Source organism: Idiomarina loihiensis, assembly GCF_024584785.1.
Classification (GTDB): Bacteria; Pseudomonadota; Gammaproteobacteria; order Enterobacterales; family Alteromonadaceae; genus Pseudidiomarina; species Pseudidiomarina fusca.
On the sequence record NZ_CP074112.1, the window covers coordinates 383,225 to 407,911 of the forward strand.

General features: G+C 47.2%; 22 protein-coding genes. 8 read left to right on the forward strand and 14 right to left on the reverse strand.

The window, feature by feature from the left end; translation table 11 throughout:
- Positions 1 to 37: 37 nt before the first annotated feature.
- Both KGF88_RS01770 and KGF88_RS01775 read right to left on the reverse strand, forming a co-directional pair.
- Positions 38 to 1,450, reverse strand: a complete 1,413-nt coding sequence (locus KGF88_RS01770) for an aldehyde dehydrogenase family protein (RefSeq protein WP_153827192.1) — start codon at positions 1,448 to 1,450, stop codon at positions 38 to 40.
- Positions 1,447 to 2,916, reverse strand: coding sequence for an NAD-dependent succinate-semialdehyde dehydrogenase (locus KGF88_RS01775; protein WP_274380187.1), 1,470 nt, complete (start codon positions 2,914 to 2,916; stop codon positions 1,447 to 1,449). Before KGF88_RS01775 ends, KGF88_RS01770 begins: the two co-directional genes overlap by 4 nt.
- Before the next feature lie 281 nt (positions 2,917 to 3,197).
- On the opposite strand from KGF88_RS01775, the gene KGF88_RS01780 reads away from it, so the two are divergent.
- On the forward strand, positions 3,198 to 5,048 hold the full coding sequence (locus KGF88_RS01780) for a DEAD/DEAH box helicase (RefSeq protein WP_153827193.1): 1,851 nt from the start codon (positions 3,198 to 3,200) through the stop codon (positions 5,046 to 5,048).
- 16 nt (positions 5,049 to 5,064) lie between these two features.
- Here KGF88_RS01780 and KGF88_RS01785 read toward each other — a convergent pair whose 3' ends face one another.
- Together KGF88_RS01785 and KGF88_RS01790 are read right to left on the reverse strand one after the other, a co-directional pair.
- The gene (locus KGF88_RS01785) at positions 5,065 to 5,607 is read right to left on the reverse strand and encodes a lipocalin family protein (protein ID WP_110076408.1); all 543 of its coding nucleotides are present in this window, start codon (positions 5,605 to 5,607) and stop codon (positions 5,065 to 5,067) included.
- A 10-nt stretch (positions 5,608 to 5,617) separates the two neighbouring features.
- On the reverse strand, positions 5,618 to 7,222 hold the full coding sequence (locus tag KGF88_RS01790; protein ID WP_153827194.1) for a cryptochrome/photolyase family protein: 1,605 nt from the start codon (positions 7,220 to 7,222) through the stop codon (positions 5,618 to 5,620).
- A gap of 120 nt (positions 7,223 to 7,342) precedes the next feature.
- Between KGF88_RS01790 and KGF88_RS01795 the strand changes: the two genes are divergently transcribed.
- The gene (locus KGF88_RS01795) at positions 7,343 to 8,083 is read left to right on the forward strand and encodes a glycosyltransferase (protein ID WP_110076407.1); all 741 of its coding nucleotides are present in this window, start codon (positions 7,343 to 7,345) and stop codon (positions 8,081 to 8,083) included.
- 5 nt (positions 8,084 to 8,088) lie between these two features.
- Positions 8,089 to 10,137 carry a lipid IV(A) 3-deoxy-D-manno-octulosonic acid transferase gene (gene waaA / locus KGF88_RS01800; protein WP_153827195.1) on the forward strand — a complete coding sequence of 683 codons (2,049 nt, stop codon included), beginning with the start codon at positions 8,089 to 8,091 and terminating at the stop codon, positions 10,135 to 10,137.
- Positions 10,138 to 10,211: 74 nt separating this feature from the next.
- Here the strand turns inward: waaA and KGF88_RS01805 are convergent, their stop codons facing one another.
- The 4 genes from KGF88_RS01805 to mutY form a co-directional block, all read right to left on the reverse strand.
- Positions 10,212 to 11,465, reverse strand: coding sequence for a glutamate-5-semialdehyde dehydrogenase (locus KGF88_RS01805; RefSeq protein ID WP_153827196.1), 1,254 nt, complete (start codon positions 11,463 to 11,465; stop codon positions 10,212 to 10,214).
- Positions 11,462 to 12,574, reverse strand: coding sequence for a glutamate 5-kinase (gene proB, locus KGF88_RS01810; RefSeq protein WP_153827197.1), 1,113 nt, complete (start codon positions 12,572 to 12,574; stop codon positions 11,462 to 11,464). The genes KGF88_RS01805 and proB overlap by 4 nt, the downstream gene beginning before the upstream one ends.
- A 191-nt stretch (positions 12,575 to 12,765) precedes the next feature.
- On the reverse strand, positions 12,766 to 13,038 hold the full coding sequence (locus tag KGF88_RS01815) for an oxidative damage protection protein (protein WP_153827198.1): 273 nt from the start codon (positions 13,036 to 13,038) through the stop codon (positions 12,766 to 12,768).
- Positions 13,039 to 13,101: 63 nt separating this feature from the next.
- The gene (mutY, locus tag KGF88_RS01820) at positions 13,102 to 14,148 is read right to left on the reverse strand and encodes an A/G-specific adenine glycosylase (protein WP_153827199.1); all 1,047 of its coding nucleotides are present in this window, start codon (positions 14,146 to 14,148) and stop codon (positions 13,102 to 13,104) included.
- Positions 14,149 to 14,288: 140 nt separating this feature from the next.
- On the opposite strand from mutY, the gene KGF88_RS01825 reads away from it, so the two are divergent.
- Both KGF88_RS01825 and trmB read left to right on the forward strand, forming a co-directional pair.
- Entirely contained in the window at positions 14,289 to 15,374 is a 1,086-nt protein-coding gene (locus KGF88_RS01825) for an OmpA family protein (protein WP_153827200.1), read from the forward strand.
- A 142-nt stretch (positions 15,375 to 15,516) separates the two neighbouring features.
- Positions 15,517 to 16,233, forward strand: coding sequence for a tRNA (guanosine(46)-N7)-methyltransferase TrmB (gene trmB / locus KGF88_RS01830; RefSeq protein WP_153827201.1), 717 nt, complete (start codon positions 15,517 to 15,519; stop codon positions 16,231 to 16,233).
- On the opposite strand, the gene hemW is transcribed toward trmB, so the two are convergent.
- Together hemW and rdgB are read right to left on the reverse strand one after the other, a co-directional pair.
- Positions 16,230 to 17,378 (reverse strand): radical SAM family heme chaperone HemW, encoded by a 1,149-nt coding sequence (gene hemW, locus KGF88_RS01835; protein WP_202912519.1) that lies wholly within the window; start codon positions 17,376 to 17,378, stop codon positions 16,230 to 16,232. The genes trmB and hemW overlap by 4 nt on opposite strands.
- Before the next feature lie 5 nt (positions 17,379 to 17,383).
- Positions 17,384 to 17,998 carry an RdgB/HAM1 family non-canonical purine NTP pyrophosphatase gene (rdgB, locus tag KGF88_RS01840; RefSeq protein ID WP_228759575.1) on the reverse strand — a complete coding sequence of 205 codons (615 nt, stop codon included), beginning with the start codon at positions 17,996 to 17,998 and terminating at the stop codon, positions 17,384 to 17,386.
- A gap of 69 nt (positions 17,999 to 18,067) precedes the next feature.
- On the opposite strand from rdgB, the gene KGF88_RS01845 reads away from it, so the two are divergent.
- Positions 18,068 to 19,795: a potassium/proton antiporter gene (locus tag KGF88_RS01845; RefSeq protein ID WP_267463283.1), complete on the forward strand. Its 1,728-nt coding sequence runs from the start codon at positions 18,068 to 18,070 to the stop codon at positions 19,793 to 19,795.
- A gap of 6 nt (positions 19,796 to 19,801) precedes the next feature.
- Here the strand turns inward: KGF88_RS01845 and KGF88_RS01850 are convergent, their stop codons facing one another.
- The 4 genes from KGF88_RS01850 to KGF88_RS01865 all read right to left on the reverse strand — a co-directional run bounded on the left by KGF88_RS01850 (position 19,802) and on the right by KGF88_RS01865 (position 22,457).
- Positions 19,802 to 20,278 (reverse strand): DUF4426 domain-containing protein, encoded by a 477-nt coding sequence (locus KGF88_RS01850; RefSeq protein ID WP_153827203.1) that lies wholly within the window; start codon positions 20,276 to 20,278, stop codon positions 19,802 to 19,804.
- A gap of 42 nt (positions 20,279 to 20,320) precedes the next feature.
- Positions 20,321 to 20,857, reverse strand: a complete 537-nt coding sequence (locus KGF88_RS01855) for a YggT family protein (protein ID WP_153827204.1) — start codon at positions 20,855 to 20,857, stop codon at positions 20,321 to 20,323.
- Positions 20,858 to 20,919: 62 nt separating this feature from the next.
- On the reverse strand, positions 20,920 to 21,747 hold the full coding sequence (gene proC / locus KGF88_RS01860) for a pyrroline-5-carboxylate reductase (protein WP_153827205.1): 828 nt from the start codon (positions 21,745 to 21,747) through the stop codon (positions 20,920 to 20,922).
- Between the two features lie 14 nt (positions 21,748 to 21,761).
- Positions 21,762 to 22,457, reverse strand: a complete 696-nt coding sequence (locus KGF88_RS01865; RefSeq protein WP_162014596.1) for a YggS family pyridoxal phosphate-dependent enzyme — start codon at positions 22,455 to 22,457, stop codon at positions 21,762 to 21,764.
- Positions 22,458 to 22,491: 34 nt separating this feature from the next.
- Between KGF88_RS01865 and KGF88_RS01870 the strand changes: the two genes are divergently transcribed.
- The gene (locus KGF88_RS01870) at positions 22,492 to 23,526 is read left to right on the forward strand and encodes a type IV pilus twitching motility protein PilT (protein WP_153827206.1); all 1,035 of its coding nucleotides are present in this window, start codon (positions 22,492 to 22,494) and stop codon (positions 23,524 to 23,526) included.
- Positions 23,526 to 24,641 (forward strand): PilT/PilU family type 4a pilus ATPase, encoded by a 1,116-nt coding sequence (locus KGF88_RS01875; RefSeq protein ID WP_110076394.1) that lies wholly within the window; start codon positions 23,526 to 23,528, stop codon positions 24,639 to 24,641. Before KGF88_RS01870 ends, KGF88_RS01875 begins: the two co-directional genes overlap by 1 nt.
- The last annotated feature ends 46 nt before the right edge of the window (positions 24,642 to 24,687 follow it).

Below are 24,687 nucleotides of genomic sequence, written 5' to 3' on the forward strand. Positions count from 1 at the left end.
TACGGACTCGTGTTATCTGTTGAGGCGGCTGCGCTAGTTAGGATAGCCAGCGCAGTAATTTTTGTTTAAACGACGTGTAGGGCGGATATCTGAAACTTGGGTCTGACCAAAATGGTCGAGTCATCACTGCTTTCATATGACTAAAAGTAGTGAACCCAAATTTACCATGATAACGGCCCATACCGCTTGGTCCCACACCACCAAAAGGCAGCTCAGGATTAAGCATAAACATAAGCGTGTCGTTATTACACTGGTTGCCGGCATGCGTATGTTCAGTAAGGTGTTGTAGCTGCCGAGCTGATTTACTGAAGCCATAAAGGGCTAATGGCTTGTCGCGCTGGCGAATAAACTGCTCAGCTTCAGCTAAATTTTTGACGCCGATAATGGGTAAAATAGGGCCAAAGATCTCTTCCTGCATCAACGGCGTGTTGACATCCGTGACTTCAACCAAGGTTGGTTGAATATAACGTTCAGCAACATCGACTTCGCCGCCGAAAAGGATATTGGCTGCTACTGGCTCTAGATAACCAGCGAGTCGGCGACAATGTTCACTGTTTACTATCCGACCATAATCTTCAGCTTGATCAATGGCTTCGCCAAAGAAGGCTTGAATAGCATCAAGCAGATGTTTGACCAGAGCATCTTTGACGGTTTCGTCGACCAAAATATAATCAGGTGCGATACAGGTCTGTCCGGCGTTAATCCATTTGCCCCAAGCGATACGCTTAGCAGCTACAGCTAAATCAGCATCAGCCAAGACCACCGCTGGGCTTTTTCCGCCGAGCTCTAAGGTTACAGGGGTTAAATGTTCTGCTGCGGCCCGCATCACAATACGGCCCACGCGGCCACCACCGGTATAAAAAATATGGTCCCACTGTAGCGCCAACAAATGTTGGGCGGTATCAGCTCCGCCGGTGACAATTTGTATGGCATCGGCGGCCAAATAATCAAGAAGCAAACGCTCTAATAACGCAGCTGTTTGTGGCGCTAATTCTGACGGCTTTACTAACGCACAATTACCGGCGGCAAGAGCTGCAACTAAGGGGCTTAGTAACAACTGCAAAGGGTAATTCCACGCACCAATAATTAATACCACGCCCAAAGGCTCAGGTTGCAGCTTGCTGCGCCCAGGCCAAGCTAACAGCGGTTGCGACACCTTGGTTGGTTTGATCCATTTGGCTAAGTTCTTACACGTGTGGCGGATATCACTATGGAGAAAACCTAGCTCTGTTAACCAGCCTTCGGCGTGAGATTTACCCAAGTCTTTTTGTAGGGCTTGGAGCAACTCAGCTTCGTGCTCGCTAAGCATGGCGTCTAATTGTTTAAGTTGTTGCAGGCGCCAAGCTAGCGGCCGAGTTAGGCCGCTGTTATAGGTCGCACGCAAGCGTGTTAGCTTCTCAGCAAATGGATTCGTAGCCGCAGGTTCAGCTGAACTTTGTGAAGTATTCATTTAATACCGCCTAACGTTATCGTTTTGGTCTCTTGATATTCGGCTAGGCCGTAACGCGAGCCTTCACGCCCAATACCCGACTCTTTGACACCACCAAAGGCATTATAGGCATGGGAAATCGCCCCTGCATTAACCCCTAACATGCCGCATTCAAGTTGCTCACTAACGCGGATGATGCGTGCATAATCACTCGCACAAAAATACCCAGCGAGACCAAATGGTGTGTCATTAGCTAGTCTAATGCCTTCATTTTCATCGGTAAAAGATTGAATGGCAATGACAGGGCCAAAAATTTCTTCTTGGCTAATGGCCATCATCGACGTCACACCGCTAAGTACCGTGGGCGCAAAAAATAGTGGCCCCAAGTTGTCCAATACCTTGCCTCCGGTAAGTAGCTTTGCTCCGGCCGCAGTAGCATCATTGAGTAATTTTTGTACTTTATCTATCGCTGCTTGATTAATGAGAGGACCATAATCGATATCAGCTTGGTCGCCAGGGCCTACTTTTAATTGGCTTACAGCCTGCTGTAATTTTTCAGTGAACTCGGGCAATACAGTATCCTGCACCAGCACACGGTTAGCACTAATACAGGTTTGTCCGGCGTTTCGAAATTTACAAGCCAGTAATTGAGTTACGGCAAGATCTAAATCAGCATCATCAAACACAATAAAGGGAGCATTTCCGCCAAGCTCTAATGATACCTTTTTGACGCTTTCGGCTGCTTGCTGCATAAGTAGCTTACCGACGTTGGTCGAGCCAGTGAAGGAAAGCTTGCGCACTAACGGATGGCTCGTAAGAACTTGTCCTACTTCTTTTGCTTGGCTGCTTGGTACAATATTCAAAACGCCATCAGGAATTCCTACTTCGCTTGCTAGTTGTGCCAAGGCCAGCGCAGATAGGGGCGTTAATTGTGGTGGCTTAACCACCATAGTGCAGCCAGCGGCTAAAGCTGGTGCAACTTTACGGGTAATCATGGCGTTTGGAAAATTCCATGGGGTGATGGCTGCGCACACGCCAACCCCTTGTTTGATTATCCAAGCTCGTTGGCCAGAGTTCTGCGTGGGTAACACATCGCCGTAACTGCGTTCAGCTTCACCGGCAAACCATGCTACAAAGCTGGCGCCGTATTCTATTTCTCCAGCAGCTTCAGCTATTGGCTTGCCTTGTTCGGCACTCATCAGTTCAGCTAACGCTTGCTTATTATCTAGCATGGCTTGATACCAACGCAGCAGTAATTCAGCTCGTTGCTTAGGGGTTTTTGCACGCCAGCTAGGGAGAGCTTTATGCGCAGCGTCTATGGCACGTTCAGTGAGCGTCGCATCGGCATCCGCCACGTCAGCAAGCACCTCGCCGGTGGCAGGGTTAAGCACTTGAAAGCGTTGTTCCAGCGGAATCCAATGTCCATCAACATAAGCATTGGTTTGTAATAGCGAACGCATGCTGTGATGAGAATTATGATTAGCCATATCTCCTCCTAGTTTGTTGGCGACGTCTTAGATAAGAATACTAAGACGAATGACGAGTATCATGGTTATACGCTGATACTGCAATGATAGTTTTGCTTGCCTATTTTAACATTTAGCGTATAATCCACGCCCTCAGGGTCATTACCGCTATTGATGGGAGCGGCTTTACCCCTGATTCGCTGGGGTAAACAGCGCCTAATTCCTGCCAGAGTGTTCATCGTGTTCTGTAGCCGGGCGTATCTTCCCCCCTAAATAAGCTTTACAGAATATGTGAGAAAAATATGTCTGAAGTAATGACTGGCCAATCGTTCGCCGATTTGACCCTGCCTGCTGCTGTGCTTAAGCAGCTAGAAAAAATGAATTTTACCACTCCAACCCCAATTCAAATCCAAGCTATTCCGGCCTTAATGGCTGGCGCTAATGTGCTGGGTGAAGCGCAAACCGGTACGGGTAAAACAGCCGCTTTTGGTTTGCCAGGTTTAAGTTTGGTGGATGCTAAACTTCGCGCTACCCAAATGCTGGTAGTTGCACCAACTCGCGAATTAGCCATGCAAGTAGCTGAAGCAGTAGCTGAGTTCGGCCAACAAATTCGTGGCCTTGAAGTTGCTACTGTTTACGGTGGTTCAGCATTCGGTCCGCAAATTAAAGCCCTTCGTGGTGGTGCCCAAGTCGTTGTGGGTACTCCAGGTCGCTTATTAGACTTGCTGAAAAAAGGCGTCTTAAATTTATCAGCTCTGCGTTTGGCAGTGCTAGATGAAGCCGATGAAATGTTAAACATGGGCTTTATTGAAGATATCGAAACTATTATGGCTGCAGTACCAAACACGTCACAACGTGCCTTGTTCTCTGCAACTATGCCACCTGCGATTCGTAAATTGGCTAAAACCTTCTTAGTTAACGAAGCAGGTGAGCAGCCGCTAAACATTCAAATTGCTGCGCAAGAAAAAGCTAAAGCAACCATTCGCCAACGTGCTTGGCAAGTGCGTGGCTTGAGCAAGATGCAAGCATTAACTCGCCTGTTAGAAACCTTAGAGTATCAACGTGTGCTGATCTTTGTGCGGACTCGTTCAGATACCATGGAAGTAACCGAGCAACTGCAAGCTTCAGGCTTTAAAGCATCACCTTTAAGTGGTGACTTGAACCAAGCTCAACGTGAGCAGACCGTAAGCCAATTACGCAGTGGCCGGATTGAAATCTTAGTAGCAACCGATGTTGTTGCACGTGGTCTTGATGTACCAGAAATCACCCATGTGGTGAACTACGATCTACCGGGTGACACTGAGTCTTATGTGCACCGGATTGGTCGTACTGGCCGAGCGGGTCGTAGTGGTGAGGCGATTTTGTTCTATCGTGCCAAAGAACGCCACTTGTTACGCCATTACGAGCGTTTAACTAACGGTACAATCGAGTATTTTGAAGTACCAAATGCACAAGAATTAAGCTTACATCGTCAAACTAAGTTGCAAGAGCAAATCATGCACACGGTAGCTCAAGGTAAGCTTGACGAAATGACAGCTATTGTAGAAAAAATGCAAGCTGACACTGAGTTAACGGCACTGCAGATTGCTACCGCGTTATTGGCACAGCATAACCAGCAACGTCCGCTGCTTGTTGCTGAAGACCCAGCACCACGTAAATTTGCGGAACGTGCGGAGCGGGCTGATCGTAACCCGCGTGAACGTCGTGACCGCAACGAGCGTAGCGAGCGTCCAGAACGCGGTCCACGTGACCGTCGTGATGCAAACATTGAGTTTGATACCTACCGCATTCAAGTAGGTCGAGACCATGGTGCTCGTCCACAAGATATCGTTGGTGCTATCGCTAACGAAGGTGAAATTGACAGCCGCTACATTGGTCAAATTCAATTGTTTGAAGGCCACAGCTTGGTTGAATTACCAAAAGGCTTGCCAACTGCGGTAGTTCGCATTCTGCAACGTGCCCGTGTACGTCAGCAGCAAATGGCCATTGAACTAGCACCAGGTGAGATTATTACTCGTAGTAAGCCACCGCGTGGTGATCGTCCGCGTGGCGAGCGCCCACCATTCAAAGGCGCTCCGCGCGCTCGCGGTGCTCGTACAGAGCGTGGTGGTGAGCGTGGCTCAGAACAGCGTCGTAGCCGTCGCCCACAATAAACGTTAGTGATTTATATTAATCAGCCGGGTGGTCTACCAAGATCATCCGGCTTTTTTTATAGCCCCAACTTTCAGCTTGCTCAAGAACCTCGTCTATCAGGTTATCAGGTACTTGGGGTTGGCGCGATAGCAACCAAAAATAGTCATGGCTATCACTGGTGATGACAGCGTGTAAATAGTTGCCATCGGCATCGGTATCTAACCTGCTGATGTAATATCCCCCGGCAAAAGGCCAGAAGAATGTCACTTTATACATTGCTGGAGCAACGGGTTCAGCATGGCCAATGGCTGTTTGCCATTCACCATCTGCAGTATGATAGCCGCGATTGGTTACCTCTAAGCTGCCATCAGCGTTTTGTCGGTATTCAGCGCTCACTTGCTCTAAACCTTCCTCGAAACTATGGGGTAAGCGAATAATTTCATACCAAGTACCCAGATAACCTTGTGGGTCAAAATCTTCAATGACTGGAGCCACCGGGGTTGGAGTATTGCTGCAGCCGGTTAAACCGAAGCCAGTTAAGGCAACGCCTAACAGTAACGTACGAAACCAAATCTTCATCGTGTAACTCCTATAGTGAATTTAGTTGCTCGAGGTAGCGTTGTGCTGTTGCTAAGATGTCATTGCGCTCGCTAGGACTGCGCTGTTGCCATTGTTTGATAACGAGACTCATGCGCGGATTGTTCGCAAAAAGCTCTTGTTTTTGTTCAATGAAATGCCAGTACAAGCTGTTCAGTGGACAGGAGTTTTCGCCAGATTTTAACTTAACTTGATAATGACAGTTGCTACAGTAGCTGGACATTTTATTCACGTAATTACCGCTGGCTACATAAGGTTTGCTTGCCACAATGCCACCATCTGCAAATTGGCTCATCCCCCGAGTATTAGGTAGTTCAACCCATTCGATAGCGTCAATATAGACCCCCAAATACCACTGGTCTACGGCATCGGGGTCAAGCTCAGTTAACAACGAAAAATTACCAATCACCATCAACCGTTGAATGTGATGCGCGTAGGCATAGTCTAGGGATTGCGATAGGCTGTGCTGTAAACATCGCATTTTTGTATCGCCGGTCCAAAAGTAGTCGGGTAGTGGGCGGTGATGCTTAAAATAGTTTAACGCTTTGTAGTTCGGCATAAACTGCCAATAAATGGCACGGACAAACTCTCGCCAACCAAGGATTTGCCGCACAAAGCCTTCAATTTGAGCCAGACTAATACGCTCTTGATGCTGTTGCCAATAATCAATGGCGCGCTCAATCACCAATTTAGGTGACAACATTTTGGTATTAAGAGAAAAAGATAAACGGGCGTGATAGACGGCCCAAGAGGATTCCGTCATAGCATCTTGATAGAGCCCAAAGTTAGGTAGTAAATATTCAAGGAAGTAATCAAGTAACTGCAATGATTGCTGTCGGTTTACCGGCCAGAGTAGCTTGTCAGGTTGGGCGCTCCCCATGGTCTTAATCCCCATGCGTTGCAACATATCAGCGAGCTCGCTGGTGTCATTGGCGAACAATAAGGGCGCGGGAACCTTATGTTTAGCTGGTAATTTGTTGCGGTTACTTTTGTCATAATTCCATTGCCCGCCAAAAGGCTGCTGGTGTTCATCTACTAAATAGCCGGTCTGTTTGCGCAAGCGACGATAAAAGGCTTCCATCAGATAACTAGGTTTATCACCAAACCACTGCTGCAGCACGTCTCGAGCACAGATAAAATGCTCGGTATCGCACCATGTAACCGATACGCTGGGCTGAACGGTGGCCCATTGCTGTAATTGTTGGTCTAGACGGTACTCGTCGGGTTGTTGCAGATGAACTGTAGTTATACCTAACTGTGTGATTAATTGGTCTAAGTTGGCGGTAAGATTGCCACTATTAACAGCAGCATCTAGGCTAAGATAAAGGACCTGATGATCCGCTTGGTGCAGGGCCATGGCAAAGCTGCGCATAGCAGCAAAAAAAGCTAAGATTTTTTGCTGGTGGTGGGTCACATAATTAGCTTCTTGAGCCAATTCCATAAAAACGAACAATCGCTGCGACTGCACTTGCTGAAACCAACTATGCTTGGCATTTAACTGGTCACCTAAAATGAGACAAAGGTCAGTTATCTGGCTGTTTTTATAAGGATGCCAGTCGGTGAGTTGCGGCGGTAAATTAAAATTTGAGGTGCTCATAGGTAAAACATAGGTTAAGTTGGCTATCATTGCACTCATTACGATATTTAACGTAGTCAGATCACCCAAAATTTGGCATTATGGTCACCATAGTCATTCTATTGATTGGATAACATTCTTATGCAACCGGTAAACATTATTTGTATTAAATGGGGCACCAAATACGGCTCTGATTATGTCAACACACTTTATTCTATGGTTAGCCGTAATATTAGCCTGCCGTTTCGATTTGTTTGTTTGACCGATGACAACGAAGGTATTCGCGAAGAAGTAGAAGTGAAGCCTATTCCAGCTGTAGGCTTTGAGGATTTTGATCAGCGTAAGCCATGGACTTTTGGACACGGTTGGTTAAAGCTGACTTGTTTTGCGCAGCCTCTTTATGATTTAGAAGGTCCTACGTTGTTCTTGGATCTTGATATTGTGATTGTAGGTAGTCTGGATGAGTTCTTTGAACCGGAAGGTGACTTCTTGGTGATTAAAGAATGGGATAAATCCGATGCAACCGGCAACACCTCAGTATTTCGTTTTAATATCGGCGCTCATGTTGATGCTCTAGAGCATTTAAAGAATGACCCAATTGGTTCGCGCAAAGATGTCCGTAATGAGCAAGAGTTTATTACTCAGTTTGTGGCGCGTCAGGGCAAGCTAAAGTATTGGCCAGCAACCTGGTGCCGTAGTTTCAAACGTCATTGTTTGCGTCCATTCCCGTTAAGCTTTTTTCAAGAGCCGCGTATTCCTGAAGGTGCGAAGGTTATTATTTTCCATGGTCGGCCGCATCCAGATGATGCTATCGCAGGACGTAGTGGTAAGTGGTACCGTAAAGTTCTGCCAACCTCATGGATTAAAGAGTACTGGCGTTAATAGCAATGACGCTGTGGTATCGGGTACTGATTTGTATTGCAGTACCGTTCGTCTTTATTTATTTATGGCTACGTGGGCGCAAAGCGCCTGCGTATCGTCAGCATTGGCGCCAACGTTTAGCGTTACAATCTTTCCCCATGCAAGCTCGCGACGGCATCCTAATTCACTGTGTATCAGTCGGTGAAACCATTGCAGCGCGCGGCTTTATCGAACGTATCTTGCAGCAGTATCCACAACTCCCCGTTACCTTAACATCGATGACTCCAACCGCGCGATCGCTGGCGCAGCAACTCTTTGGGGAGCGGGTCTTTCACGCCTATCTACCGCTTGATACGGCTGGTGCGATGCGGCGTTTTTTTAATAAGCTAGTACCACGTCTCGTGATTATTTTAGAAACTGAGTTGTGGCCTAATTTACTCCGAACCGCTGACCATCAGCAAATACCTGTCTTAGTAGTCAATGCTCGCTTATCTGAGCGTTCGGCAAAATCCTATCAAAAGTATGCTTGGCTGATTGGTCCTATTTGGCAGCATATTAGTTGGATAGCAGCGCAAACAGAGCCTTCGCAGCAACGTTTTATCCATCTGGGAATGCCCGCCGATAAGGTGGCTGTTCGTGGAAATTTAAAATTTGATTTCCAAATAAGTGAGGCGCTGCAGCAGCAAGCGCAGCAATGGGGAACACAGTTGCAGCGACCTGTAGTAGTAGCTGCGAGTACCCATGAGGGTGAAGATGAGCAAATTTTAGACGCTTTTGCCCAATTATTGACGCAACAACCCGATTGCTTGCTGATATTGGTGCCACGGCATCCGGAACGGTTTCAAACAGTAACTCAGTTAGCGCAGCGTCAATTCAAGGTGGTTACCCGTAGTAGTCAGCAACAAGTCACCGCTCAACATCAAGTGTTAGTGGGTGATACTATGGGCGAGCTCCTGTTATGGTATCAAGTTGCTGATGTGGCTTTCGTCGGTGGAAGTTTGATAGAACGTGGTGGTCATAATCCGCTGGAGCCCGTGGCCACCTCGACTGCAGTGGTGTCTGGTCCGCATGTATTTAACTTTGCTGAAATTTTTGGCCGGCTAGAAGCCGTAGGCGCAGTCAAGCTGGTGACACATGCCGAGGCTTTAGCGCAAGCTTGGCAACAACTTATAGCTCAACCCCAATTACGTGAGCAGATGGTAGCAGCAGCGAGTGCTGAATTTGCTCGTGATCAAGGCGCGACAGCAGTGATGTTGACTGATGTTGAGGCTCATCTGCCGCCCTCCACAAGCTTAGTAAGGACCCTAACAATGATGCAACGTCTATCTCCCAAACCTGGCCTTGAGTATTGGTACGATGCGCAGGCGCTACCTGATTTTAACGCCGAATTTTTTAGCGCAGATTACTGGGCACAGCAAAACAAGGTGAAGGGTTCAGCCACTGGTCGAGCTACTGCTTGGTTTATAGAGCATGGTGAGCAGGGGATGCTGCTGCGACACTATTATCGTGGTGGCTTGGTCGGCAAGCTAAATAAAGATCGTTTTAAACGGGAGCCAATCGAAACCAGTCGTGCGATGGCAGAATTCTCGCTGTTACTAAAATTACGCGAACTTGGTTTACCGGTGCCACAACCGCTCGCAGCAAAATTTGAACGGGCGCCTGGATGGGGCTACCGTGCTGATATTCTAGTGGCAATAATTCCTGGCGCCAAAGATGTTTTTCAACGCTTACAGCAAGCTTCATTGACAGCACCAGAATGGTATCGGTTGGGGGCAGCAATAAAGCAGTTGCACCAACAGCAGGTTTATCATTCGGATCTAAATTGTCATAACCTGATGCTCGATAATGCCGGTAAAGCTTGGATTGTCGACTTTGACAAGTGTGAATTTCGTCAACCAGGTGAATGGCAGCAAGCTAATTTGGAACGCTTGTTACGCTCCTTCAACAAGGAGGTAAAAAAAGCAGAAGAGGCAGGTTCAGTTTTTCATTGGCAACAAGCTCGTGACTGGCCATTGTTGCTAGCTGGATACCAGCAGGATCAGGAAGATCCAGCGGTGACTGAAACGAGCGCTTAGGCTAAGCAGCCAGCATAAAAAAACCGGCCACAATAGGCCGGTTTTTTGTTCACATAGTCTAAGCTGGTGCTCATTTATTCGCGAATTTGACCGGTGCCGGTCACGACAAATTTCTCGGTCGTAAGCGATTGCAGGCCCATAGGACCATAAGCGTGCAATTTACTGGTTGAAATACCAATTTCTGCGCCTAAACCAAGCTGACCACCATCACTGAAACGAGATGAAGTATTATGCATGGTTACGGCCGAATCGACTGTGCGGATAAACTGTTCAGCAGTGTCTTGGTTCTCAGTCACAATCACTTCAGTGTGACCACTGCCAAATTGCTGTATGTGCTCAATAGCGGCAGCAAAATCAGGCACCGTACGCACGGCTAGCTCTAGTGCCAAATATTCTTGTCCAAAGGCATCATCAGCAATCACATCGGCATCAGCAAAATAATTTGCAGAGGCTTGATCGCTGTGAATCACCACTTGTTTTTCAGCTAAAGCTGCGGCTGCCATAGGTAAGAACTTAGCGGCTACCGCTTGGTGAACGAGTAAGCCTTCTAAGGCATTACACACGCCGGTGCGTTGTGTTTTGCCGTTAAGTAATAGTGCTAGGGCCTTGTCTAGATCCGCATCTTTATCGACGTAAAGATGACAAACTCCTTTGTAATGCTGAATGACTGGAATCTTGCTGTTGTCACTCACAAAATGAATCAGCCCTTCGCCACCACGTGGAATAACTAAATCGATGTTTTGATCCTGCTGTAACAGTTCTAACAGCAAATCGCGATCGGGGGTTGGCACCACGGTAATCACATCTTCGGGTAAGTTGCTCTCACGCAAGGCCTGATGTAAGGCAGCAGCGATGGCTTTGCTGGTTTCGATAGCTTCGCGACCACAACGCAAGATCACCGCATTGCCTGACTTGAAGCACAAAGCGCCGGCATCTGCGGTCACATTAGGGCGTGCTTCATAAATCATGCAGATTACCCCAAGCGGAATACGCATTTTCTCTACCACCATACCATTGGGCCGGGTGGTAAAGGGCAGGCGCTCACCTACCGGATCTGGCAATGCAATAATTTCTTCGATAGCAGCGGCAATGCCTTCAAGACGTTCGGGGTCCAGCTGTAATCGGTCTAACATAGCGTCAGATAGACCTTTATCGCGGCCCGCACTCATGTCTCGCTCATTTACTTCTAAAATAGTTGCTTGATTGGCTCGAATAGCATCTGCCATGCGTTGTAATACGGTGTTTTTATCGGCTTCGCTCAAAGTAGCGATAGCTCGTGCAGCAACTGCCGCACGTTGTGAAATTTGTTCTGCTAGTGGGGTACTCATGCGTCCTCCAAAATCATTAAATCGTTCGCTTCGATAACTTCAGTGATTGGGCTGTAACCATAGGTTTCAGCGATATCGCTAATCTCTTGCCCTTTTAAATGCAGTAGTTCGTGCGAGCTGTACTGACAAATGCCTTTAGCAACAGCTTCAGCGTTACCGCCATTACGGATAACTACCGCGTCACCGCGATTAAAATCACCTTGAATATCGATAATGCCCATCGTGGTTAGGGCTGCACCATCAGTTAAAGCGTTGGCCGTTGCTTCATCAACTACCAATTCTCCTTGAGCAATCAGAGTATGGCGTAACCAATGCTTTTTATTGCTCATAGGGTCTTGCTGGCGCTTGAATAGCGTGCCGGGATTGTCACCCCGAAGCATGTGCTCAAAGGTAGCGCCTTTACGGCCATTCACAATATAGGTATCAATGCCATGTGAGGTTGCTTTTTCCGCCGCCTCAATTTTAGTGCGCATGCCGCCGGTGGCAATTTTATTGGTCGTGCCTCCTGCGAGAGCGAAGATCTCTTCAGTGATCTCGTTCACGACATCGATTTTTTTAGCGTCTGGCTTTACCCGTGGATCGGCATCAAATAAGCCGTCAATGTCTGAACAGATAAAGAGGGCATCAGCATCAACGAGAGTTGCAACCATGGCGGCTAGATTATCGTTATCACCCACTTTCATTTCATCGGTGGCAAGCGCATCGTTCTCATTGACTACAGGTAATACATCGTGTTCTAACAATGTTTTTAAAGTATTTCGTACACTAACGTATCTGGCACGGTCGCGTAGGTCACCATGAGTCATTAAGACTTGTGCACAAGGAAAGTCAAAAAAGCGAGACCAGTTTGCCATCATGTCACTTTGACCAACGGCCGCCATCGCTTTTTTAATAGTTACGGGAATGCTGTCGCCATCGTAACTAATGTGTTTACGACCAGCTGCTGCGCTACCTGAAGAAACTAAAACAATTTCTTGGCCGCGTTCACGGCACTCAATAATAAAGCGCGCAATAGCTAACAAATATTTACTGCTCGTTCCTGTATCGTCTGGGGCTATCAACGCACTGCCTACTTTTAGTACAGCGCGTTGCCAGGAAGGCATCTTCATAGTTACTCCCTCTTTGAAAAATTCGTATGTAGTCTAACAGATTTGATGAGGTTTCTCTAGGTTTAGCTAATAAATGAGCGATATGCCCGGAATTAAGAAGGCTGCGTCAGCTAAAAGAAGCTAAGGTGGGCATCAGAGATTGTAAAAAGCAGGAAAAGAAAAGCCCCTAGTGGAGGGGCTTGTCGTAGGAGTTATTTGCTAGGAGGAGTGTAGCCTTCAATATCAACTTCTTTGCCTTCAAATAAGAAAGCTTGCATTTGTGTCTCGAGAAACTCTCTAGCCTTTGGATCCATCAGATTAAGACGTTTTTCGTTAATAAGCATGGTTTGCTTTTTTTGCCACTCAGCCCACGCTTGCTTTGAAATGCTGTTGAAAATCTTCTCACCAAGCTCGCCCGGATATAGCTGAAAATCGAGGCCTTCAGCTTCTTGCTTTAAATATTCACAGTAAACAGTACGGCTCATACATTACCTCGCTTGATTTTAAGTGGTCTAAATTTTACGTGCCCTGCCACCAATACGCAAACCCTATGCAGGGTTCTGTTGATGTTTGTCTAGATAGCGTTTGATCGGCGTAGGTAGCGCAATATTCTTTAGTTGCTGCCAGCTGATCAGTTCAAGTCCAGTGGATAGGGTTTCAGCCAGTTGATTCGGGTGAGCTAACTGCCAAACCTGGGCTGCTAATTTGTAGTGAGAAAAAGTATGCTTAAAGTGGCCGTGCAGTGCGGCGTTCGGAGGCGGCTCAGTTACTTCTGGGAAACTCCATAAGCGAGGCCAGATGACATCACCACTACGCTGAGTCAGGAAGATACCCTTGGCATTGCTTATCCAAATAAAATGTCCGGGTTTGGTCGGCGTGGTTTTACGTGGCGGTTTAGTTGGCAAATCATCTACGCGTTGCTGTTGATAAGCATAACAGCTCGCTCGCAAAGGGCAGCTGATACAGTTTGGCTTACGCGGTGTACAAATTGTTGCACCAAGATCTAATAGGCCTTGTGCATAACTGCGGTTGTCCTGCTCGGGATAATAGCTTTCTGCTAATTGCCAGATGAGTTTATCAGCTGCAGTTGAGGTAGGTACTTGTTCGATTCCAAAATAGCGACAGAATACCCGCTTAACGTTGCCATCCACCAGCGCCGCAGGTTGGTTAAAAGCAAAGGCAGTAATGGCGCCGGCAGTGTAGGGTCCGATCCCAGGTACTTCTTGAAGCAGCTGTGGCTGAGCCGGTATTTGCCCTTGATAAGTATCCTGTAAATACTGTGCTGCCTTATGTAAGTTACGAGCTCGGCGATAAAAACCTAAGCCTTGCCATTGCGTCAAGACTTCATCCTCACTGGCACTAGCTAATGTAGCGAGCGTTGGGAAATGATGAAGCCATCGCGTAAAATAAGGGATCACGGTTGCGACTTGGGTTTGCTGTAGCATGAACTCGCTGACCAGTACATGGTAGGGGTCTTGTTCAAGCTGCCACGGGAGTTCATTACGGCCGTGTTCAGATTGCCAGCGAATCACTGTTTGATTGAACTCTGACGGGGGTAATGCCGTAGTGGAAAGGCTTTTACTAGCTTTATTCATTGATCGTGTCTGTATATTCGCTAAAAACATCTGCAAATATACCGTAAAGGACTGGCAGTGTAGGAAGTTTTTTCTAATTTAGTGTATACTTAGCGTCATTGGTTAGTTTGACCCTATGAGAAATATACAAGGAGCATCTCATGAAACGGTTAACATTACTATCAGTAGCTGTTGCATCAGCACTATTGTCAGCACCTGTGTTTGCTCAAGCGAGTAATGAGACAGGACGTTTTTATGTTGGTCCACGCATTGGTATGTTTGGGACTGACTCAGACCGCGTTGCGCTAGAACGCAACCAACTACACACCTTCGGTGGTGGTTTTGACGCTGTCTTCGGCGGTTTAGAAGCTGGTTTCCAGTTCACTCCTGAGTGGGGTTATCGAGTTTACTACGATTATTTGCGTGGTGACTTAGAAACAACAGATTCATTCGATTCTAGCGGTAACGTGCTAGGTATTGATGTGGTTTATAACTTTACCGAGAAATTCTACGGTGCCGCTGGTATCAACGCGACCGAGCTTGGCAACGTTAGCAACCAATTCTTACGGTTATCGGCCGGTTATCGTGAATACCTTACGGACGACCTAGCATTAACCGTTGAAGGTGCCTTGCAGCAAAGCGACGGCGATTTAACCGAATTTATGTTCTTAACTAGCTTGCGTTGGTACTTCGGCGGTAACTCAGGTTACAGCAGCACGTCTTCAACTGCTGCTAGCGAACCAGCTCAAGCAGCACCGGTTGCGCCAGTTGTTGTTGCTGATTCTGACAACGATGGTGTGAATGACAACTTAGATAAGTGTCCTAACACCCAAGCGGGTTATGTGGTTGATGCTGATGGTTGCGTGAAGTATGAGAACGAGGTGGTTAAGCGTGACTTGATCGTGAACTTCGCCATCAACTCAGCAACAATTGCAGCAGATCAGAAAGCTGATATTAAAGCAGCAGCTGATTTCTTGAAACAGTATCCACAGTTGGATATCACCGTTGAAGGCTATACTGATAGTTCTGGTCCTGCTACGTTCAACCAGCAGTTATCAGAGCGTCGCGCTAAAGCTGTTGGTGATGCCTTGATTAACGATTACGGTATTGCTGCTGAACGTGTAACCACTGTCGGTTACGGCGAAAGCAAGCCACGCTACCCGAACGACACTCGCGAGAATCGCATCAAAAACCGTCGTATCGAAGCGCACATGAAAGTGAGTAAGAAAGTTCCTGTAACTGAATAAGTTAGAGTGTTCTTAAAAAAGGCGTCTCAAACCTTGCGTTTGAGGCGCCTTTTTGCATAATTGAGCGCTGCAAAAAAGCAGCTTAATGAGTACCTTTGGTTTTTACGTGTTCGTAGTAACAGATATTTGATAAAGAGGCAGCATGAGCGATAGTAATTTGGAACAAGCCCAAGCAGATGGTAAATACATTCGCACTGTGCGTAGCTTTGTTAAGCGCGAAGGGCGCTTAACCAGAGGGCAAGCTGCTGCGTTAGAGCGAAGCTGGCCAACCATGGGGCTAACTCATCAGCAGGGTCTCTTAGATTTAACCCAAGTGTTTGGCCGCGAAGCACCTACAGTCTTAGAAATCGGCTTTGGTATGGGTAAATCATTAGTGGCTATGGCTGCAGCTGCACCAGAAAAGAACTTTATCGGAATCGAAGTGCATCGTCCTGGCGTGGGCGCTTGCTTGATGGAAGCCGAAACTGCAGGCCTCACTAATTTACGTGTTTACGAACACGATGCGGTTGAAGTTCTACGAGATTGTATTGCCGATGGTGCATTAGACACGGTTCAAGTTTTTTTTCCCGACCCTTGGCATAAAAAGCGTCATCATAAACGGCGTCTTATTCAGCCTGCTTTTGTTGAAGCCTTACGACCTAAATTAGCGCTGGGTGGTGTTTTGCACTTAGCCACGGATTGGGAAAACTACGCCGAGCATATGCTAGAAGTCATGTCTGGCGCTGCTAATTGGCGTAACCTAGCGGAAGACCAAGGATACATTCCGCGTCCTAGCGAACGCCCCCTTACCAAGTTTGAGCAACGAGGCGAGCGACTAGGTCATGGCGTTTGGGATTTGAAGTTTAGCCGGATAGGTTAAACTAACTGATCTAGTAAGGAATTTAAGTAACGCCGACCAAGCGCTGTAGCTTCCCAGCTATCACCTAGGTCAGTTAACAGTGCTTGCTCTGCCGGCTTAGCTAATGCCGGCGCAAGCACGGCTTCAGCTGCAGTCAAAGCTAATCCTGTGCGCTCGCAGAATAATTGTTTAGGGACTGCTTCGAATAAACGCAGATAATTCATGAAAAATTCAAACGGACGGTCTTCGTCCGATACCTGCCATTCTTTATAGCGTAGCGGCTTGGTTAAATCCAAATAGCCCTGCGGATGTTTGATTTTTTCGCATCGAAGCAGCTGATTTTGCTCTGGTAGTGAAATCTTACTATGCGCACCGCAGCCAATACCCAAGTAGTCACCAAAGGTCCAGTAGTTACGATTATGTCGGCTTTGATGACCCGGTTTCGCATAGGCACTCACTTCGTACTGCAGATAGCCAGCTGCTAATAAACGTTGATGCCCTAACTCCTGAATTTCCCAGAGAGTATCGTCATCAGGTAACTGGGGCGGCCTGCTGGCAAAGACCGTATTTGGTTCTATGGTTAATTGGTACCATGAGATGTGCGGTGGTTGCAGTGCAATAACTTGGTCTAAGTCGGCCATGGCTGCGGCGGTTGATTGGCCGGGTAGTCCATGCATTAAATCTAGATTAAAACTGCGTAGCGGCAAACTAGCAGCATGCTTAGCAGCTACTATAGCTTGCTGTGGATTATGAACCCTTCCTAGGGCGGTTAATTGTTCAGCTTGCAAACTTTGAACACCGATAGATAGGCGGTTTACCCCAGCATCCGCAAAACCGGCGAATCGCTCTGTCTCAAAGGTGCCAGGGTTGGCCTCTAGAGTGACTTCACAATCAGGTGCTAGCGGGATAAGCTTAGCAATGCCGTCCAGTAATTGCTTAATAGCTGCAGCCGAGAGCAAGCTTGGTGTTCCGCCACCAATAAAAATGCTTTGCAGTGACCGCTGTTGAACCCAGTCTAAGTCTGCTCGCAAATCATCTAATAAACGTGCAATGTAGGCCTGTTCAGGGATCTCTTGCTTTAAACCATGGGAGTTAAAGTCGCAGTAAGGGCATTTTTGTATACACCAAGGCACATGCACATACAAACTCAGTGGTGGCAGTTGCATCAGGCTCATTGGCTCGCCAAACTTAATTGCTGTAGCAACTGACGTAATGCTTGGCCGCGATGACTTCGGGCCTGCTTTTCGGTTTTACTTAATTGTGCTGCTGAGCACTGTAATTCATCAACCCCAAAGATTGGGTCATAGCCGAAGCCTCCACTGCCTGTTGCAGCCGATAAAATATGACCATGCCAAATGCCATGGCAAATGATAGGAGTAGGGTCCTCAGCATGCGTTAGATAAACTAAGACACAGTGAAAGCTCGCCGTACGCTGGGCCGCAGGAACCTCAGCTAATTGCTGTAATAATTTCTCGATATTCTGTTGGTCGGATGCTTTGCCACCATGGAGGTCAGCTGCGTATCTGGCAGAATAAATACCAGGAGCTCCGTGTAGGGCATCAACAGCTAGGCCAGAGTCATCAGCGAGAGCAGGTAATCCCGTATGTAAAGCTGCGTGACGTGCTTTTATGATGGCGTTTTCGACAAAGGTTAGCCCAGTTTCTTCGGCATCACTAAGTTGCCATTCTGATTGCGGACGAACCTGCCATGCTAACGGCGCTAATAACTCTTGCAGTTCTTTAACTTTGCCAGGGTTACCCGTAGCTAAAACAATTTCTCGCATCATACTTTACCCATATGTTAATTTGCTTGGTATTATAGAGCCATACGAGTCAGCCATAAAGAGGAATGCTAATTGATTGAAATCACCGGATTGATGTTATTAATGGGGTCACTATTGCTGGTCAGTATTTTAGCCGCAGTGGTATCTAATCGGTTGGGCGCTCCATTATTATTAACCTTTCTCGTGGTTGGCATGCTTGCTGGCGAAGAGGGCGTGTTAGGTATCGAGTTTGATAATCCGGCTCTAGCATTCTTTATTGGCTCATTGGCATTGGTTATTATTCTTTTTGATGGTGGTATGCGTACCCACAAGGAACGCTTTCGAGTAGCCTTATGGCCGGCTATCAGCTTAGCCACTGTTGGCGTTGCCCTAACTTGTGCTATTACTGCGGCTGGGGTGGTGTGGTTATTTGATTTACCATGGCCAACAGCCTTATTAATAGGCGCTATTCTAAGTTCAACAGATGCCGCTGCCGTGTTTGGTATCTTCCAATCGCAAAACCTACGAATTAAGCAACGGGTAGCTTCCACGCTAGAGATAGAGTCGGGTACTAACGACCCGATGGCGATTATTTTAACCATGACCCTCACCACTATGATTGCAACTGCCGCGGAGTTCTCTTGGCTAGCGATGAGCTTTGATGTGGTCAAACAATTAGTGATTGGTTTTGCGGCCGGTTGGTTAGGTGGACGCACCTTTATTTGGATGTCGCGGAAAATCTCCGTTCAGTTCACGTTTTTCCCATTATTTGCCGCAGCCTCGGCGGTGGTAGTGTTTGCGATTACCAGTGGTTTACAAGGCAGTGGTTACTTGGCGGTTTACCTCATGGGTTACCAAATTGGTAATTCACGGTTGCCGCAGTTGGTTCATATTTTGCAAGTTCAAGACGGCTTAGCTTGGCTGAGCCAGATTATGATGTTCTTAATTCTAGGCATGTTAGTGACGCCTTCGCATTTAATCGAATATTGGCCACTTTCGCTATCTGTTGCAGCGTTAATGATATTTATTGCGCGCCCCATTGCAGTGGTGATTAGTTTACTACCCTTCGTCTTCCCTTGGCGTGAGCAAGTGTTCATGAGTTGGGTTGGATTGCGCGGTGCCGTACCTATCATCTTGGCATTGTATCCATGGTTGTCTGGAGTGCCAGACCAAGAACTGTTCTTCGATATCGCGTTTATGGTGGTGATGGTGTCATTGATAGTGCAGGGTTGGTCGTTGGCGCCTTTGGCGCGTTGGTTGGGGTTAGAGGTACCGGCTGTTGCTGAGCCTGACCAGCGCATGCCGTTAGACCGCATAGGTAGTAAGGACCCTCTAGAAGTTCTAGCTTACAGTGTAAGTGAACGTTCACCTGCATGTGATCATTACTGGTCTGATTTAACCATTCATGCTCCGGCAGAATTCGTCGGTTTGGTTCGGCAAGGGGAGTGGATTCAAAGTGTTGATCAGCCTCGCTTTGAAGAAGGCGATACGGTGATAGTGATGGCAAAAGTTCAGCACATTGATGAAATTAGTAAAGTGTTAGCTGCCGGCGGTAAACCGAAAGAAATTCAAACCAGTGAATTCTTTGGTGACTTTAGTTTACGTGGCAGTCTTAGTTTGGCTGAGGTAGCTAGCTTTTATCCGTTGGGAGAGCTCTCTGACGATTTGGCTGCGCTCACATTAAATGATTATTTTGACCGGAAATTCCACCGTCGTGTGGTGGTAGGTGACGACCTGAAGATTGGCCAAGTGCAATTAACGGTGCGCGAGTTAAATGAACATGGTGAGATCAGCCAAGTAGGGGTGAAGCTACTTGGCTAACTTGAGTTAATTAGCCCAAAACTCTTTGCTAAAACGTAGCTCTTGCTGTTGGTTACCCTGCTTAATAGTAATATAAAAGCGCAGTGTTTCTAGATGTGTGAACTCAACTTGAGTTAGATAATAGACAGCATCACCCTCTATGACCTCTTGAAATTCAAGAGTTTGCTGCATGCTCAACGGGTTCATCACATAACCACTAATAGCAACTTGTTGAGCCGGCTTACCTGCAATATCAGCAGCTAAAACTGCAATATTCACGGTGCCTAGGTACTTACTGCGTTGTAAATTGTACTCTTTAGCCATTTCGGGGCGCAGTAAGGTGGAGTTAAAGGCATTATAGTGAACTTCCCACGGCCCCAGTCGTTTACTTTGCTCAGCTTGGGCTGTTGCGCTTAACAGGGCCAGTAGCCCCAACACGGCAATGCTCAGCAAACGCACCCAGGTACAAGAGCTCAAACCACGGCTGGTACGATGGTAATTCATAATGCAAACCTCTCGATGATTTTTGTACAGCTAGTAATAAGCTTAAATCAGCATGTTACCCAGCAAAATGCGAACAAATTGAATACCTACGATGAGCACTAAAACCGATAAATCAAGCCCGCCAATAGGTGGGATGATACGTCGAATCGGCGCTAAAAAAGGCTCAGTTAACTGCGCGAGCATGGCTGTCATTGGATGATAACCTTGGCTAAACCAGCTCATTAAGGCACGGATCAGCGTGACCCAGAATAAGATCGACAGAAATTGAAACACCACTAAGAACAAACTCCTGATTAATGCTGTGACCACCATAGGTAAAGGCGCATTAATCAGTATTTGTACTAGATAAATCTTGGCTACGGCCACCAGTAACGCCAAGACCACAGCGGCTAAGTCCCACCAACCTATAGTCGGTAATACTGAGCGCAAGGGTAATACCAGCGGATTACTCACTTTGACCACAAACTGGCTCAGCGGATTGTAAAAATCGGCTCTTACCGCTTGCATCCATACGCGAAGAATCACCACCATCAAAAATAAGTCGAAAACAAAATCAACTAAAAAGGTTACGGCATTCATACTCTCAGTTTACCTTGTATTGGTGAGCCGCAACGTCATCGAGCTGCGGCTTTAGGGTCCGATTAAAACAGTTTAGCCATTTCTTGGTTACGTTGCACTGCTGCTTTGACTGCTTGCGCTGAAATCTTGTCAATCTCAGCGGCTTGATAAACCTCGATACCTTTTGCTGTAGAGCCGCCCTTACTGGTCACTTGCTTGCGTAAATCTTCCAACGAAAGCTCGCTAGCAATGGCCATTTCAGCTGCTCCTAGTGCCGTTTGTTGCACCATCGCTCGTGCTTTGTCAGCATCAAAACCTAATGCTGCTGCTGCTTTCTGTAAGCTTGCCATAAATTCAAAGAAGTATGCAGGACCACTGCCAGCTACAGCACCTAGAATGTCTAGTTGATCTTCATCGGCAACCCATAAAGTTGCACCTACGCCATTAAAGGCTGCAGTGATAAAGTCTTGGTCGGTTTGATCAACGCGGTCGTCAGCGACCAAGCCCGACATGCCTTGCCCTACGAGTGAAGGTGTATTAGGCATGACGCGAATCATACGAATCGAGTCACCTAAATACTGTCGATATTTTTCAATACGAATACCGGCGGCGATAGTAACAATCAGTTTGTCGCTAAGGTTAGGTACTTGCTCACGCAGCTGTTGGCAGACTTGCGCCATCAACTGCGGTTTTACCGCAAGCACAATAACATCGGCTTGCGTAGCAACCTGGATGTTATCTTGACTGGTATGAACCTTGAGTTTGTCTTGTAACAGCTGCAGCTTACCAGCGCTTGGGTTGCTAACGTAAATAAGCTCGTTGGAATACCCACTTCGGACCATCCCGCCAACGATGCTTTGGGTCATATTACCGGCCCCAATAAAGGCGATTTTGCGTGGCGTGGTTGTCATCTGTGTCTCCTTGATTATTTGATTGAGTTGGTTCTGGCACCAAAAATAGCGGTGCCAATACGCACCATGGTTGAGCCATGAGCGATAGCAGCCGCAAGATCATTACTCATCCCCATGGATAGTGTATCTATCTGATCATATTGGGTCTGTAACTGTAAAAACAACCGCTGCATGGCGGCAAAGCTATGGGCTTGTTGGTCAGCACTAGCATCGGCTTGGGGAATCGTCATCAAACCGCGCAGCTGCAACTGCGGCAAACTAGCAATCAGCTGAGCCATTTGTTCTAGTTGCGCCGGTGCGATACCCGCTTTACTGGATTCGTCGTCAATATTTATCTGAATCAACACTTGTAACGGCGGGAGATGCGCTGGACGCTGTTGGCTTAAACGACGTGCTATTTTTTCGCGATCAAGGCTATGTACCCAAGCAAAATGTTCAGCAATGTCTTTGGTTTTATTCGATTGAATGGGGCCGATAAAATGCCACGTAAGCGGTAAATGCTGCAACTGCGTAATCTTCTGTACGCCTTCTTGCACATAGTTTTCACCAAAGTCTACTTGGCCGGCGGCATGGGCAGCAGCAACATCAGCGGCTGGCTTAGTTTTGCTAACGGCCAGCAGTTGTACGCTATGCGGCTGGCGCTGGGCAGCTTGAGTTGCTTGCTTTATTTGGTTGCGGACTTCTTTTATCCGTTCAGCTATGTTATTTATCACTTGCTAACACTCACTATAAAGAGGCCGTTCAATGGATATCACTGAGTTACTCAGCTTTGCTGTTAAACATAAATCGTCAGACTTACATTTGTCAGCAGAGTCACCTCCTATGATACGGGTAGATGGTGACGTTCGTAAAATAAATATCCCGGCCTTATCGCACAAGCAAGTGCAAGAGCTGGTGTATGACATTATGAACGACCGCCAGCGTAAAGAGTACGAACAGAATCTAGAATGTGATTTCTCGTTTGAGGTACCGAGTCTGGCGCGCTTTCGGGTTAACGCATTTGTACAAAACCGTGGTGCTGGCGCCGTCTTTCGTACTATTCCTAGCGAGGTTCTCACACTGGAACAACTGGGTGCTCCAGAGATCTTTAAAACGATCTCCGATAACCCTCGTGGACTCGTGTTAGTGACTGGGCCCACCGGTTCAGGTAAGTCTACGACGCTGGCGGCTATGGTGGATTACATTAATGAAAATAAATTTCATCACATTTTGACCATCGAAGATCCCATCGAGTTTGTTCATAAGAACAAACGTAGCTTGGTTAACCAACGTGAAGTGCATCGCGACACCCACAGTTTTAACAACGCATTACGCTCGGCCCTGCGTGAAGACCCTGATGTGATTTTAGTGGGTGAGATGCGTGATTTAGAAACCATTCGGTTAGCCATGACAGCAGCTGAAACTGGACACTTAGTGTTTGGTACCTTGCACACAACCTCGGCCCCAAAAACCATTGACCGGATTGTCGATGTGTTTCCGGGCGATGAGAAACCTATGATTCGCTCCATGTTATCTGAATCACTGCGCGCCGTGATTTCGCAAACCTTGCTGAAAAAGGTGGGGGGGGGGCGAGTTGCCGCTCATGAGATCATGATTGCGACATCTGCCATCAAGAACTTAATTCGCGAAGATAAAATTGCACAGATGTATTCGTCCATTCAAACGGGTGCTGCCCATGGCATGCAAACGCTTGACCAGTCGCTGCAAAACTTACTCAACCAAGGCACTGTAACCCGTGCTGACGCTAAAGCTAAAGCGAATCACAAGGATGCCTTCTAATGTCGGTGTTGGATAAGCTCTTAAAACTCATGGTGGAACGACAAAGTTCAGATTTGTTTATTTCGGCGGGGTTAGCTCCTAGTGCCAAAATTAATGGTGAGCTGCAGTCGTTAGCAGAACAGAAGTTGAGTGATAATGCGGCCTTAGCCATCGTCAAAGAAGCTCTTGGGGAGGATCATTTAGAGCAATTTATTACCCATAAAGAAGCCAATTTCGCGATTTTCCGCGAAGGCATTGGCAGGTTTCGGGTGAGTGCATTCTGGCAACGCCAAAAAGCCGGCATGGTAGTACGCCGTATTGTTACCGAGATACCTACAGTAGAGCAGCTTAAACTTCCTAGTATTCTAACCCAACTCATTATGAGTAAGCGCGGTTTGTTGCTAGTGGTAGGGGGCACAGGTACCGGCAAGTCAACCAGTTTGGCGGCTTTGATTGGCTACCGCAACCAGCATTCAAAGGGGCATATTCTGACCATTGAAGACCCCGTCGAATTTGTGCATGACCACGCTCAATGCATGGTCACACAGCGTGAGGTGGGGCAGGATACAGAATCCTTTGAGGCAGCATTAAAAAGCTCGTTACGGCAAGCTCCCGATGTGATTCTAGTCGGGGAGATACGTTCTCAAGAGACTATGGAATACGCTTTAACCTTTGCTGAAACAGGTCATTTGTGTGTGGCTACGTTGCACGCTAACAATGCCAACCAAGCGATTGAGCGGATCATGCAACTGGTGCCGAAAGAGAAGATTCACAAGCTCATGTTTGATTTATCGCTGAACCTACGTGGTATTGTGGCGCAACAGTTAGTTCCCACTACCGATGGGGGGCGTACTGCAGCCATTGAAATTCTACTCAATAGTCCGATCATTGCGGAGAAGATAGCCACCGGTGACATGGGCGAGTTAAAGGAAATCATGGCGCGTTCGCGTGAATTAGGCATGCAAACTTTTGACCAAGCTCTTTATGATCTCTACAAGGCGGGCCGTATTACATACGATAATGCGATGCGTCATGCAGATGCACCAAATGACTTACGCTTGCGGATCAAACTCAGTGGTGAAAATCACGGTGATGATGACAGTTCATTGAAGGGTGTTACCGTTGATCTAGACTGACATCAGTTAGGCTTTAGGCTAAACTAGGCGCCTTTGGTTTGTAGTT

What these genes read in the sequence shown, in the direction of transcription:
- rdgB (WP_228759575.1), bottom strand. Translation starts at nt 17,998, where the DNA reads ATGATGCGAGAAATTGTTTTAGCTACGGGTAACCCTGGCAAAGTTAAA.
- KGF88_RS01805 (WP_153827196.1), bottom strand. Translation starts at nt 11,465, where the DNA reads ATGAGTACCCCACTAGCAGAACAAATTTCACAACGTGCGGCAGTTGCT.
- KGF88_RS01775 (WP_274380187.1), bottom strand. Translation starts at nt 2,916, where the DNA reads ATGGCTAATCATAATTCTCATCACAGCATGCGTTCGCTATTACAAACC.
- KGF88_RS01790 (WP_153827194.1), bottom strand. Translation starts at nt 7,222, where the DNA reads ATGAGCACCTCAAATTTTAATTTACCGCCGCAACTCACCGACTGGCAT.
- KGF88_RS01780 (WP_153827193.1), top strand. Translation starts at nt 3,198, where the DNA reads ATGTCTGAAGTAATGACTGGCCAATCGTTCGCCGATTTGACCCTGCCT.
- KGF88_RS01770 (WP_153827192.1), bottom strand. Translation starts at nt 1,450, where the DNA reads ATGAATACTTCACAAAGTTCAGCTGAACCTGCGGCTACGAATCCATTT.
- trmB (WP_153827201.1), top strand. Translation starts at nt 15,517, where the DNA reads ATGAGCGATAGTAATTTGGAACAAGCCCAAGCAGATGGTAAATACATT.
- proB (WP_153827197.1), bottom strand. Translation starts at nt 12,574, where the DNA reads ATGAAGATGCCTTCCTGGCAACGCGCTGTACTAAAAGTAGGCAGTGCG.
- mutY (WP_153827199.1), bottom strand. Translation starts at nt 14,148, where the DNA reads ATGAATAAAGCTAGTAAAAGCCTTTCCACTACGGCATTACCCCCGTCA.
- KGF88_RS01815 (WP_153827198.1), bottom strand. Translation starts at nt 13,038, where the DNA reads ATGAGCCGTACTGTTTACTGTGAATATTTAAAGCAAGAAGCTGAAGGC.
- hemW (WP_202912519.1), bottom strand. Translation starts at nt 17,378, where the DNA reads ATGCAACTGCCACCACTGAGTTTGTATGTGCATGTGCCTTGGTGTATA.
- proC (WP_153827205.1), bottom strand. Translation starts at nt 21,747, where the DNA reads ATGACAACCACGCCACGCAAAATCGCCTTTATTGGGGCCGGTAATATG.
- KGF88_RS01855 (WP_153827204.1), bottom strand. Translation starts at nt 20,857, where the DNA reads ATGAATGCCGTAACCTTTTTAGTTGATTTTGTTTTCGACTTATTTTTG.
- KGF88_RS01825 (WP_153827200.1), top strand. Translation starts at nt 14,289, where the DNA reads ATGAAACGGTTAACATTACTATCAGTAGCTGTTGCATCAGCACTATTG.
- KGF88_RS01875 (WP_110076394.1), top strand. Translation starts at nt 23,526, where the DNA reads ATGTCGGTGTTGGATAAGCTCTTAAAACTCATGGTGGAACGACAAAGT.
- KGF88_RS01870 (WP_153827206.1), top strand. Translation starts at nt 22,492, where the DNA reads ATGGATATCACTGAGTTACTCAGCTTTGCTGTTAAACATAAATCGTCA.
- KGF88_RS01850 (WP_153827203.1), bottom strand. Translation starts at nt 20,278, where the DNA reads ATGAATTACCATCGTACCAGCCGTGGTTTGAGCTCTTGTACCTGGGTG.
- KGF88_RS01785 (WP_110076408.1), bottom strand. Translation starts at nt 5,607, where the DNA reads ATGAAGATTTGGTTTCGTACGTTACTGTTAGGCGTTGCCTTAACTGGC.
- waaA (WP_153827195.1), top strand. Translation starts at nt 8,089, where the DNA reads ATGACGCTGTGGTATCGGGTACTGATTTGTATTGCAGTACCGTTCGTC.
- KGF88_RS01795 (WP_110076407.1), top strand. Translation starts at nt 7,343, where the DNA reads ATGCAACCGGTAAACATTATTTGTATTAAATGGGGCACCAAATACGGC.